Genomic DNA, 13,019 nt, shown 5'->3' with positions numbered 1-13,019 from the left:
ACTTCCGCGGGCGTCGGCCCTGGACGGCAACGTTCATGCGCCTGCGAGTGTTGCGCGCCACACCTGCCGGTGGGAAGCGGTGTGCACGGATTGGCCGGGGTGCGTTGGTGTGTACGGGGGCAGATTCGAACATTGCGCCGCACGGGTGGGCTTCCCGGCGCCCCTCGCCGTGTCGCCCTTCATGGCCGAACCGTTTCCTCTTCAGTGGCCGCAAAGATCTGATCAGCTCCATATACCGCCAAAAGTGATCAGAAGCCCCGCGGCTTACCGGAGGTAGCAGTGATGTCCCACGACGGCGTCAGACTGCGCGCGGTCATGCGCTCGGTCGCCTTCCTCACCGCGGGCGCGCTCGCGGTGCCCACCCTCGCGGCATGCGGCGCGGACGACGAGTCGGGCAAGCCGCTCGCCGGACAGGACATCGCCCCGGTCGGCCGTGACCTGGTAGCCGACGGCGGCACCCTGAACTGGGCCGTCGACGACGTACCGGAGACCCTCAACACGTTCCAGTCGGACGCCGACGACACCACCACCCGCGTCGCCCAGGCCGTCCTGCCCGCCATGTTCCGGCTCGACGCCCAGGGCCGGCCGCAGCGCGACGCCGACTTCCTGGAGTCCGCGAAGGTCGTCGACACCTCGCCCAAGCAGGTCGTCCTCTACAAGCTCGACCAGCAGGCCGTGTGGAGCGACGGCCGCGAGATCGGCGCCGCCGACTTCGCCGCCCAGTGGCGCGCACTGTCCGGCAAGGACTCCGCGTACTGGACCGCCCGCAACGCCGGCTACGACCGCATCGAGAAGATCGAGCGCGGCGCCAACAACCTCGAGGTCAAGGTCACCTTCAGCAGGCCGTACGCCGACTGGAAGGCCCTGTTCTCGCCGCTGTACCCCAAGGACGTCATGGGCACCCCGGACGCCTTCAACGACGGCGCCCGCCGCAAGCTGAAGGTCACCGCCGGGGCGTTCGCATTGCAGAAGATCGACCGCAAGGACAAGGAGATCGTCCTCGCCCGCAACCCGCACTGGTGGGGTCGGCCCGCGAAGCTCTCCGAGATCGTGCTGCACGCCGTACCCCTCGACAAGCGGGCCGCCGCGCTCGCCGACGGCACGGTCGACCTGGCCGAGATCGACCCCGCCGACGCGAGCCGCATCGCCCTCGCGGGGCGCGCCAAGGGCACGAGCACTCCGCTCCAGGGCGCGAGCCCCACGAGCGAGGAGGAGAGCAAGGACGAGAGCAAGAACGTAAGCCCGAAGGAGAAGAAGAAGCTCGGCAAGAAGGCGCGCAAGGCGCTCGCCACCTACCTGCGCCAGCAGGACGCGCTGCGCGCCTTCACCGTCCGCCGCTCCTTCGAGCCCGCCTACACCCAGCTCGCCCTCAACGGCTCCGAAGGCCCCCTCGCCGACGAACGCGTCCGGCGTGCCGTGGCCCGCGCGCTCGACCGGGAGGCGCTCGCCAAGGTCGTCCTCACCCCGCTGGGCCTGCCCGCCGTGCCGGTCGGCAGCCACCTCGCCCTCTCCGGCCAGGCCGCGTACGCCGACAACAGCGGCGCGCTCGGCGACCACGACACCACGGAGGCGCAGGCGCTGCTCGCCGACGCCGGGTGGGTGCCCGGCGGCCCGGTCAAGGACAAGGGCGAGAAGGCGGCCGGCGCCGAGGGGAAGAAGACCAAGAAGGACGACGACGGGTCCGAGTCCGAGGGCGGCTCCGACGGGCAGTACATCGTCGGCGAGGACAACAAGGACCCGCAGGACCACACCAAGAAGCGCGACCACGGCCGGGACGAGGGCTCCAAGCACCTCGCCGACGGCAAGCAGTACGACGGCCGCAAGGTGAAGCAGGGCGGGGCCCCCGGCGCGTACGCCCCCAAGGGCACGGCCGCCCCCGCCGGCGCGAAGACCGGCACGCTCGCCAAGGACGGCAAGCCGCTCACCCTCCGCTTCGTGCTCCCCTCCGGAACCGGCTCGGAGTCGCTGCGCGCGGTCGCCGACAGCATCTCCCGGATGCTGGAGAAGGTCGGCATCCGCACGGAGATCACCAAGGTCTCCGACGACAGCTACTTCAAGGACCACATCGCGTCCGGCCAGTACGACCTCGCCCTCTATTCCTGGCCCGCGTCCGCCTTCCCCGCCACCGACGCCCGCCCGATCTTCGCCAAGCCGGTCCCGGCCGCCGACGGCTCCCTGAACGTCGAGCAGAACTACACCCGCGTCGGCACCGACCAGGTCGACCAGCTCTTCGACCAGGCCGCGTCGACCCTCGACGAGGACGAGTCCGCCGCCCTGGTCCGCAAGGCCGACGCCCGCATCTGGGCCGCGGCCGGCTCGATCCCCCTCTACCAGCGCCCCCAGCTCACCGCCGCCCGCAGGACGATCGTCAACGCCGGCTCCTTCGGCTTCCAGACCCCGGTCTACGAGGACATGGGCTTCCTGAAGAAGGGGGCCCACCCGTCGGCGAGCCCGTCCAAGGGCTAGCATCACCGCAGATGACGAGCACGGCCGCCGTCCCGCAGGTAGTTGCGGGACGGCGGCCGTCGTACGGGGGTGGGTTGTGCGGGGTTGGAGCGCGGCGTTGACCGCGGCGGTGATGCTGGGCACGGCCGGCTGCGGAGCCGTAGCCACCGATGACGGCCGGTCCGCCGCCGGGGCGGCCACGATCTGTACGCACGGGACCTACACCTGGTCCGGCATCCGGCACGTGGAACGGCTGACCGGACTGCCCGACCGGATCACGTACGCCGACGGCGGGTACCAGGGCACCATCGAACCCGTCTCCGACACCGTCTACCGCCCCACCGTGACCCACTCGCCCAAGGGCGTCACCCCCGCCCGCGTGATCAAGGCGCTGGGTGTCCACCTCAAGACGGAGGACCCGCTCGCCGGGCCGTCCGAGACGGCCGGGCAGGAGAAGACGGAGTTCTTCGACGAGCTCGGCGAACCCCCGCAGCGCTACTACACCTGGGAGTCGGTCGACCTGATTGAGGCCGACTTCACTTACACCTGCGGACTGAACCCGCCGGTGCACGGTCACGTGCACACCTGGGACACCTACGGCGGTGGGTTCCTGCCCTGTTCCCAGCCCTCCGAGGGCGCCCCGGCCAAGGTCGCCGCGGCGAGGCTGTGCCCCGCCGGATCCCTTGCCGTGACCGGCGTCTGACCGGTCCAGCGGCCGCCTGTAAGGCCCTGTGGAGGCCCCTTCCCCGTACGCCACGTACGATGGGGTAAGGCCGTGGCGTGTCCAGCCCGGCAGGGTCCGCGTAACACAGACGTACGCGCAGGCCTTCCTCACTCTCCGGGAGTACGCCGCAATATGGCCACGCGCCACGACATCCGCAACGTCGCCATCGTCGCCCACGTCGACCACGGGAAGACGACCCTCGTCGACGCCATGCTGAAGCAGGCCGGTGCCTTCGCCGCGCACGCCGCCGAGTCGCTCGACGACCGAATGATGGACTCGAACGATCTGGAGCGTGAGAAGGGCATCACGATCCTGGCCAAGAACACGGCCGTCAAGTACCACCCGAAGGATGGCAGCGATGTCATCACCATCAACATCATCGACACCCCGGGCCACGCCGACTTCGGTGGCGAGGTCGAGCGCGGTCTGTCGATGGTGGACGCGGTGGTGCTGCTCGTCGACGCCTCCGAGGGCCCGCTGCCCCAGACCCGCTTCGTGCTGCGCAAGGCGCTCCAGCAGCGCCTGCCCGTCATCCTGTGCATCAACAAGACGGACCGCCCGGACTCCCGGATCGACGAGGTCGTCAACGAGACCTACGACCTCTTCCTGGACCTGGACGCGGACGAGGAGCAGATCGAGTTCCCGATCGTCTACGCCTGTGCGCGTGACGGCGTGGCCTCGCTGACCAAGCCCGAGAACGGCACCGTCCCGCAGGACAGCGACAGCCTGGAGCCCTTCTTCTCCACGATCCTGTCGCACGTCCCGGCCCCCGAGTACGACGAGGCCGCCCCGCTCCAGGCGCACGTCACCAACCTGGACGCGGACAACTTCCTCGGCCGTATCGCGCTGCTCCGCGTCGAGCAGGGCGAGCTGCGCAAGGGCCAGACCGTCACGTGGATCAAGCGCGACGGCACGATGTCCAACGTGCGCATCACCGAGCTGCTGATGACCGAGGCGCTCACCCGCAAGCCGGCCGAGATGGCGGGCCCCGGTGACATCTGTGCCGTGGCCGGTATCCCGGACATCATGATCGGCGAGACCCTCGCCGACCCCGAGAACCCGATCGCGCTGCCGCTGATCACGGTCGACGAGCCGGCGATCTCCATGACCATCGGTACGAACACCTCGCCGCTGGTCGGCCGCGGCGGCACCGGCAAGGGCGCCACCGCGAAAGCCGCGGTCAAGGACCGCAAGGTCACCGCCCGTCAGGTCAAGGACCGCCTGGACCGCGAGCTGATCGGTAACGTCTCGCTCCGCGTGCTCGACACCGAGCGCCCGGACGCCTGGGAGGTGCAGGGCCGCGGTGAGCTGGCGCTGGCCATCCTGGTCGAGCAGATGCGCCGTGAGGGCTTCGAGCTGACCATCGGCAAGCCGCAGGTCGTCACGCAGATCATCGACGGCAAGGTGCACGAGCCGGTCGAGCGCATGACGATCGACGTGCCCGAGGAGCACATGGGCGCGGTCACGCAGCTCATGGGCGTCCGCAAGGGCCGGATGGACAACATGTCCAACCACGGCTCGGGCTGGGTCCGCCTGGAGTTCGTCGTTCCGTCCCGCGGTCTCATCGGCTTCCGTACCGAGTTCCTGACGGGTACGCGCGGCACGGGCATCGCCCACTCCATCCACGAGGGCCACGAGCCGTGGTTCGGCGTCCTGACGACCCGGAACAACGGTTCGCTGGTGGCCGACCGCGCGGGTGCCGTCACCGCGTTCGCGATGACGAACCTCCAGGAGCGCGGTGTGCTGTTCACCGACCCCGGCACCGAGGTGTACGAGGGCATGATCGTCGGCGAGAACTCGCGCGCCGACGACATGGACGTGAACATCACCAAGGAGAAGAAGCTCACCAACATGCGCTCGGCCGCCGCCGACTCGTTCGAGGCGATCGTGCCGCCGCGCAAGCTCTCCCTGGAGCAGTCCCTGGAGTTCTGCCGCGACGACGAGTGCGTCGAGGTGACCCCGGAGTCCGTTCGCATCCGCAAGGTCGTCCTCGACCAGAAGGAGCGCGGTCGCTCCGCGAGCCGGGCCAAGCACGGCTGATGCATGCAATGTGCCACGATCTGAGGCACTGATCCGGCCAACTGAGCCCGGGTGTCCCCATCTTGGGGGTGCCCGGGCTTTGTGCAACCGGTTTAAGCCCCGTGCGGCCCCGTTCCGTAGGGCGGTGTGTCCGTAATGCGGAGATCCTCGCCCGATAGCCATGTAACAAGTCCGTTTCGTGGCCTTCTCCCGTCGAACAGTTTGTCCATGTTTTGGAAGATGTACGCGTCAGCTGTGACTGAATTGAGATTTAAAGACAGTGGTCGGCACCTGGCACATGGCAGATAGTTAGCCGCGTAACGCTCGGGTCAATGGGTCACCGCGCCGTGGGGACGGCGCCGACTCGCGAGCACCAGGGGGTGTCTGACCCTCCGTCAGGGGTGACGGAGGAAAGACGTCAACCCCCTCCTGTTGGTGAACACGTGGAGTCATGAGGAGGAGCCCCATGCGTGGTGTCACGAACGCCAGGTGGGACACGCCGTCCGTCAGTAGCAACTTCGCCCGCCCATGCGGAGATTGGCTCTGAGAAGTCGACCGGCGGCCCAGTGCCGCCGTTCAACTACGCGCGTCCGGCTGCGGGATCTCCCGCGACACCGGACCGCTCCCGGACCTCTTTCCTAGTTCCGACCGGTGGTCGCGCACACCCTGCGCGGATCGCCCGCTCGGCACACCCACACCTGTGAAATGGGCGAACAGTGACAAGTCCTATCGACATTGAGGGCGGCGGAACCTCGGTCGTCGTCGACGGCGAACCAGGGCCGCAGGCGGAACCCGAAGTGAAGAAGCTGGAGGGCCGCTCGCCCGGCCAGCTGATGTGGATCCGCTTCAAGCGCGACCGCACCGGCGTCGTCTCGGCCTACGTCGTGGCCTTCTTCTTCCTCGTCGGACTCCTCGCACCGCTGATCTCCAAGCTGTACGGCAAGGACCCGTACACCGTGTACGCGGACGAACGCCCCGAGCTCTTCGACAGCGCGGGCGTCCCGCTGCAGCCCAACGGCGGGATCAGCAGCCAGTTCTGGTTCGGCCTCGAACCGGGCAACGGCTACGACGTGTTCACCAAGCTCCTCTACGGCATCCGCACGTCGCTGATGATCTCCGTCTGCGTGACGATCGCGACCGTGCTCACCGGCATCCTGCTCGGCGTCGCGGCCGGCTACCTCGGCGGCAAGCCCGACTACTTCATCAGCCGGGTCATCGACTTCCTGCTCGCCTTCCCCGCCCAGCTGTTCTTCATCGCGAGCATGCCGGTCGTGGTCTCCCTCTTCGTGAGCCCGACCGACGAGACGCCGACCTACGTCCGGGTCGTGGCGCTCATCGCGGTGCAGTGGTTCCTGGGCTGGATGAGCCTGGCCCGCATCCTGCGCGGCACCAGTCTGGCGCTGCGCGAACGGGAGTTCATCGAGGCGGCCCGGGTCAGCGGAGCCTCGCCCTGGCGGATCATCAGCCGGGAGATCCTGCCGAACGTGGTCACGCCGATCCTCGTGCAGTCCACGTACATGCTTCCGGGCTTCGTGACCGCCGAGGCCGGACTGTCCTACCTGGGTGTGGGCATCGTCGAACCGACGCCGGACTGGGGACAGATGTTCTCCAAGGCGTCCACCGAACTCGTGATGTCGAACGACATCACCTACATGTTCTTCCCGGGTGTCTCGATGATCATCTTCATCGTGGCCTTCAACCTGCTCGGGGACTCGGTCAGGGACGCCTTCGATCCCAAGACGGCACGCTGACCGTCCGTTGGTGGGCGTCCTCGCCCGGATACCGCACGGCAACACAGCACAGCAATCCAGCACGGCGATCCAGCACGGGAATTCCTTTGTGCACTGGTGACACACAGATGGGTGGAAACTGAGTGATGAGTAGGGGCGGACGCCACGTATACGCCGCGCTCTCCGTGCTCGCGGCCGGGGCTCTTGTGCTCACCGGTTGCAGCAAGGGCGGCAGCGACGCGAGTGACAACAACAAGCAGGACAAGGAGAACGCGGCAAGACAGCAGAAGTCGATCAAGTTCGGCGACGCCGCGGACTCCACCGGACCGGCCCCGGCCGTACCGGGCGCCAAGTCCGGCGGTTCGATCGAGGTGCTCCAGCGCGACAGCTACGCGCACCTCGACCCGGCCCAGATCTACGTCTCGGACGAGGGCTCGCTCGCGACCCTGCTCCACCGGGGTCTCACGGGTTACAAGACGACCACCGCCGACGGCAAGGGTCACGAGGTCGTCGGTGACCTCGCCACCGACTCCGGCACCACCACGGACGGCGGCAAGACCTGGAAGTACACCCTCAAGGACGGCATAAAGTTCGCGGACGGGACGCCGATCACGTCCGCCGACTTCCGCCAGACCTTCGAGCGGCTCTTCGCGTCCTACATCAACCAGGGCCCGACGTACATCCAGCAGTGGCTGGCCGACACCGCCGGCGCCGACTACCGCAAGCTGCTGCCGGACGGCCCCTACAAGGGCAAGCACCTGCCGAGCACCGTCCTTGAGACACCGGACGCCAAGACCGTCATCTTCCACTTCAAGACGGCGCACGCCGACCTGCCGTACGCCCTCGCCATGGCGGGCTACGCCGTCGTGTCCGCCAAGGGTGACACCCAGGTCAAGTACGACAAGAACCCGGTGACGAGCGGCCCGTACAAGATCCAGTCGTTCAAGTCGGGCAAGTCGATGGTGCTCGTGAAGAACACCAACTGGGACCCGAAGACGGACCCGATCCGCCACCAGTACGTGGACCAGTTCAACTTCACGTTCAACCAGCAGTTCGAGACGTCGACGAAGGCGCTCCTCGCGGACAGCGGGGCGGACCAGACCGGCATCAGCTTCAACAACCAGGTCGACGCGGGCAACCTGTCCAGCGTGCTCAAGGACCCGAAGATGAAGTCCCGCACGGTCTCCGGCTACCAGCCGTACGTGGGCCAGATGAACATCAACAACAGCCACCCGGCCATGAAGGACAAGCTGGTGCGTGAGGCCATCGCCTACGCGCTGCCCATCACGCCGTTCCTCCGTGCCTTCGGCGGTACCGACGCGATGGAGGTCGCCGGCGGCACGATCAGCCCGACCGTCTCCGGCTACAACGCCGCGTTCGACCCGTTCGGCAAGAAGAAGAACCCTGCCGGTGACCCGGTGAAGGCCAAGGCGCTGCTGAAGAAGGCCGGCAAGCTCAACATGAAGCTGACCTTCGGCTACACCAACACCCCCGAGGGCCAGCAGTACTCCACCGCCATGGCGGCGGGCCTGAAGAAGGCCGGCTTCAACGTCCAGCGCCAGGAGATCCCGGCCGAGACCTACTACGACCAGGTCAGCAAGCTGGACAACAACTACGACATCTTCCACACCGCGTGGGGTGCCGACTGGCCGTCCGCCTCGACCGTCGTCCCGCCGCTCTACGACGGACGCGTCATCGCCGACGGTGCGCAGAACTACTCCCAGGTCAACGACCCCAAGGTGAACGCCGACATCGACGCGGCGAACAAGATCACCGACCCGGTCAAGGCCGCGGCCGCCTGGGAGAAGATCGACGAGTACCTCGTGAAGGACCTCGTCTCCTTCGTCCCGACCGCGTACTACAAGCAGACCCAGATCGCCGGTTCCAAGGTCGGCGGCCTCGTCTACGACGACGTCCTCGGCGGCGTCGACCCGCGTCGCCTGTTCGTCAAGTAACCGCCGTCCGTCCGGCACCCGGTGCTCCCGCCCCTCTCCGGGGCGACGCACCGGGTGCCGGGCGGCCCGCCGACGTCAGAGAGCTGCCCCTGTCATGCTGCGCTTCCTCGTCCGCCGGTTCCTCGGCGCGATCGTCATCCTCTTCCTGCTGAGCATCGTCACGTTCCTGCTGTTCTTCGGGATGCCGCGGGACCCGGGTCTGTTGATGTGCGGCAAGACGTGCAATCCCACCAGCCTCGCGAACATCCACCATGTGCTCGGCCTCGACAAGCCGATCACCACGCAGTACTGGATCTTCCTGAAGAACCTCGTCATGGGCAGCAACGGCTTCGCCCAAGGCCCTTGCCCCGCCCCGTGCTTCGGGTACTCGTACCACACCAACGACCAGGTCTGGGCCACGCTGATCGACCGGCTGCCCACCACCATCTCGCTCACCCTCGGCGGCGCCTTCTTCTTCCTGCTCATCGGCCTCGGCACCGGCCTGCTCGCGGCCTGGAAGCGCGGCACGCTGATCGACAAGACGGCCACGGCCGGGGCGATGGTGCTCAGCTCGATGCAGATCTACTTCCTGGGCCCGCTGGCACTGGCGCTGCTGGTCTACCAGACGCACCTCTTCGACAAGCCGGCGTACAACAACTTCACCGCGAACCCGGTCAGTTGGTTCTCCGGGCTGATCATCCCCTGGGTGGTGCTGTCCACGATCTTCGCCGCGCAGTACACCCGTATGGCGCGCTCGGCGATGATCGAGCAGCTCCAGGAGGAACACGTCCGTACGGCCAAGGCGAAGGGCATGTCCCGCAGATATGTCTTCTTCCGCTACGCCTGGCGCGGCTCGCTGATCCCCATCGTCACCATCTTCGGCATCGACCTGGGCGCTCTGCTCGGCGGCGCCATCATCACCGAGTACACCTTCAGCCTGCCGGGCCTCGGCAACCTCGCGGTCCAGGCGGTGTTCTTCAGCGACCTGCCGCTGCTGCTGGGCGTGATGATCTTCTCCGCCACCATGATCCTGCTCTTCAACATCATCGTCGACGCCTGCTACGCCTTCATCGACCCGCGCGTACGGCTGGCCTAGGAGCACTCGTGACCACATTGACCAAGGAAGCCGGGGCTCCCTCGCCGGCCGACGCGGGTGCCTTCCTCTCCGTGCGGGACCTGCACGTCAGCTTCAAGACCGAGGACGGCATCGTGCGCGCCGTCGACGGTCTCTCCTTCGACGTCCAACGCGGCAAGACCCTCGGTATCGTGGGGGAGTCGGGCTCCGGAAAGTCGGTCACCAACCTGACGATCCTCGGCCTGCACAACCCGATGTTCACCACCGTCGAGGGCGAAATCCTGCTCGACGGCCAGGAGTTGACCACGGCCCGCGAGTCGGACCTGGAGAAGCTGCGCGGCAACAAGGTCGCCATGATCTTCCAGGACCCGCTGACCGCCCTCTCCCCGTACTACACGGTGGGCCGCCAGATCGCCGAGCCGTACATGAAACACATGGGCGCCTCCAAGAAGGTGGCCTGGGCCCGTGCGGTGGAGATGCTCGGCAAGGTCGGCATCCCCAACCCCAAGGAGCGGGCGAAGGACTACCCGCACCAGTTCTCCGGCGGTATGCGCCAGCGCGCGATGATCGCCATGGCCCTGGTCTGCGACCCGGACCTGCTGATCGCCGACGAGCCCACAACCGCACTGGATGTGACGGTCCAGGCTCAGATCCTGGACCTCCTGAAGGACCTCCAGCAGGAGTTCGGCTCAGGGATCGTCTTCATCACGCACGACCTCGGTGTCATCGCCGACATGGCCGACGACATCATGGTGATGTACGCGGGCAACGCGGTGGAACGCGGCACGACGAACGAAGTCCTCCGCTCACCCCAACACCCCTACACCTGGGGCCTGTTGAACTCCATGCCCCGCCTGGACTCGGACCTGGGCGCGCCCCTGGCCCCCATCCCCGGCGCCCCGCCGTCACTCCTGAACCCGCCCTCGGGCTGCCGCTTCCACCCCCGCTGCACCTTCCAGGACCGGGTCGGCGGCACCCGCTGCGTCACCGAACGCCCGCTGCTCGCCCCCGACCGCGCCTCGGCCTGCCACCTCACGGCGGACCAGAAGCGGTCCATCTTCATCGAAGAGATCAAGCCCCGACTGGGCTAGGAGGAGACGTCATGACAGAGGACCTCGTCCTGCCCGCCCCGCGCGACGCGGCCCCGGAAGTATCCGGGGACCCGCTCCTGGTGGTGGAGGGCCTGACCAAACACTTCCCGGTGAAGGGCGGCTTCCCGATCCGCCGTACGGTCGGCGCCGTCCAGGCCGTCGACGGCATCGACCTGACCGTGCACGTGGGGGAGAGCTTCGGCCTCGTGGGCGAGTCGGGCTGCGGCAAGTCGACGACGGGCCGCCTGATCACCCGCCTGCTGGAGCCGAGCGCGGGCAAGATCACCTACAGCGGCCAGGACATCACTCACGCCAGCCGAAAACAACTTGCCCCGATCCGCTCCGAGATCCAGATGATCTTCCAGGACCCGTACTCGTCGCTGAACCCGCGGCAGACGGTCGGCAAGATCATCTCGGGCCCGATGGAGATCAACGGCATCCAGCCGGCCGGCGGCCGCGAGGGGCGTGTCCGGGAGCTGTTGGAGATCGTCGGCCTCAACCCCGAGCACTACAACCGCTTCCCGCACGAGTTCTCCGGCGGCCAGCGCCAACGCATCGGCGTGGCAAGGGCGTTGGCCCTGGAACCGAAGCTGATCGTCGCGGACGAACCGGTCTCCGCCCTGGACGTCTCGATCCAGGCCCAGGTGGTGAACCTGCTGCAAGAGGTCCAGCGGGAACTGGGCATCGCGTTCCTCTTCATCGCCCACGACCTGGCAGTGGTACGGCACTTCTCGCACCGGGTCGCGGTGATGTACCTCGGCAAGATCATCGAGGTGGGCGACCGCGACTCCATCTACACCCGCCCCCGGCACCCGTACACCCACGCCCTGTTGTCCGCCGTGCCCGAGGTGAACCTGGGCGACGACGAAACGGTGGGCCGCGAACGCATCCGTCTGGCCGGCGACGTCCCCTCCCCGATCAACCCGCCCACCGGCTGCCGCTTCCGCACCCGCTGCTGGAAGGCCCAGGACAAGTGCGCGACTGAGGAACCGCCCCTGATCCAGATCTCCGGCAACCTCGCGGGCCACCTGACGGCCTGCCACTTCCCGGAGGAGCCGACGATCGAGGCCCGCGACGAGGACATCGTGCTGGACCCGGCGTTGGCCGCGCTGGAGGAGTCGTAGGACGAGCAGCAGAGGTGCCGTTGGGTCACTCGCCGCTCTGCCGGTGGCCCAACGGCGATGTCACGACGCCTGGTTGTACCGGCCCGCCGGTTCGGCCACGGTGACGATCTCGGGGCCGGCCGGGGTCAGTGGCCCCCGTACCCAGTCGCCGTACCGCTCGACGACGGCGAACCCGGCCTCGCGGAGGAAGCGGTCCAGGGCATCGGGCCCGAGGAACCGCAGGGTGGTCCGGTCGACCTGCGGACGCTCCCAGTGCGCGCCGTCGAAGGTCTCGGTGAACGTCACGCGGTCCCCGGCCGCCGCCACGGACTCGACCTCGTGCCACACGCGTACGACCCCGCCGTTGCCGTCGGAGATCTCCCGCACCCGGTCCGGCGTCCACCGCTCCCAGGCCCGCGCCCCCGGATTCCGGGTCTCGAACACGAACCGCCCGCCAGGGGCGAGCGCGGCGTGTACGGCGGCCAGCGCCAGGCGCAACTCCTCGTCGCCGAGCAGCACTTGGAAGGCATGGCCGGTCATCACGGCGAGATCGAACTCGCCGTGCCACTCCCGTGTCCGCAGATCCCCGAGCACCCACTCGACCCCGGGTTCATGAGCCCGTGCCTGCACCAGCATCGCGGCGGCGGGATCGAGCCCCATGAGCCGCCCCGGATGCCCTTCCCGCCGGGCCCGCCCGAGCAGACGCCCGGTACCGCATCCGATGTCGAGCACGGCGCCGGCGGACATCACCAGCCCGAGATAGAAGTCGTCGCCGGGCCCCCAGGGGTTGAGGGTGTCGTACAGCGCGGCGAGCGAAAGGTCCGCGAACGAACGATCAACCACCGCGGCAGTTTGTCACACGGGAAGGGGCCGGACGCCGGGCTCGTTCATTTCTTGC

9 protein-coding genes are annotated in these 13,019 nt (G+C 68.0%); 8 read left to right on the top strand and 1 reads right to left on the bottom strand.

The features are described from left to right. The first annotated feature begins 282 nt into the window (after nt 1-282). From OO70_RS23435 to OO70_RS23400, 8 genes are all read left to right on the top strand, one after another. Entirely contained in the window at nt 283-2,466 is a 2,184-nt protein-coding gene (locus OO70_RS23435) for an ABC transporter family substrate-binding protein (RefSeq protein WP_043674804.1), read from the top strand. A gap of 97 nt (nt 2,467-2,563) precedes the next feature. Beyond that, nucleotides 2,564-3,148: a hypothetical protein gene (locus OO70_RS23430; RefSeq protein WP_043674802.1), complete on the top strand. Its 585-nt coding sequence runs from the start codon at nt 2,564-2,566 to the stop codon at nt 3,146-3,148. A gap of 153 nt (nt 3,149-3,301) precedes the next feature. Beyond that, a complete protein-coding gene (gene typA / locus OO70_RS23425) occupies nt 3,302-5,209 on the top strand; it encodes a translational GTPase TypA (RefSeq protein WP_043674799.1) in 1,908 nt (635 codons plus the stop codon). Between the two features lie 695 nt (nt 5,210-5,904). Further along, nucleotides 5,905-6,939 carry an ABC transporter permease gene (locus tag OO70_RS23420; protein ID WP_043674797.1) on the top strand — a complete coding sequence of 345 codons (1,035 nt, stop codon included), beginning with the start codon at nt 5,905-5,907 and terminating at the stop codon, nt 6,937-6,939. Between the two features lie 125 nt (nt 6,940-7,064). Next, on the top strand, nt 7,065-8,873 hold the full coding sequence (locus OO70_RS23415) for an ABC transporter substrate-binding protein (protein ID WP_043674794.1): 1,809 nt from the start codon (nt 7,065-7,067) through the stop codon (nt 8,871-8,873). Nucleotides 8,874-8,967: 94 nt separating this feature from the next. After that, nucleotides 8,968-9,948 (top strand): ABC transporter permease, encoded by a 981-nt coding sequence (locus OO70_RS23410; protein WP_043674792.1) that lies wholly within the window; start codon nt 8,968-8,970, stop codon nt 9,946-9,948. An 8-nt stretch (nt 9,949-9,956) separates the two neighbouring features. Continuing rightward, the gene (locus OO70_RS23405; RefSeq protein ID WP_043674790.1) at nt 9,957-11,018 is read left to right on the top strand and encodes an ABC transporter ATP-binding protein; all 1,062 of its coding nucleotides are present in this window, start codon (nt 9,957-9,959) and stop codon (nt 11,016-11,018) included. Nucleotides 11,019-11,029: 11 nt separating this feature from the next. Further along, nucleotides 11,030-12,142 (top strand): ABC transporter ATP-binding protein, encoded by a 1,113-nt coding sequence (locus OO70_RS23400; protein WP_043674788.1) that lies wholly within the window; start codon nt 11,030-11,032, stop codon nt 12,140-12,142. A 60-nt stretch (nt 12,143-12,202) separates the two neighbouring features. Here the strand turns inward: OO70_RS23400 and OO70_RS23395 are convergent, their stop codons facing one another. Further along, a complete protein-coding gene (locus OO70_RS23395; protein WP_043674785.1) occupies nt 12,203-12,964 on the bottom strand; it encodes a class I SAM-dependent methyltransferase in 762 nt (253 codons plus the stop codon). Nucleotides 12,965-13,019 lie beyond the last annotated feature (55 nt).

Origin of the sequence: Streptomyces xylophagus (assembly GCF_000716435.1) — a bacterium.
In the GTDB taxonomy this organism is placed as follows: domain Bacteria; phylum Actinomycetota; class Actinomycetes; order Streptomycetales; family Streptomycetaceae; genus Streptomyces; species Streptomyces xylophagus.
The sequence above is the reverse complement of the archived record's forward strand: the minus strand, read 5'-3'. Positions and strand labels throughout refer to the sequence as shown.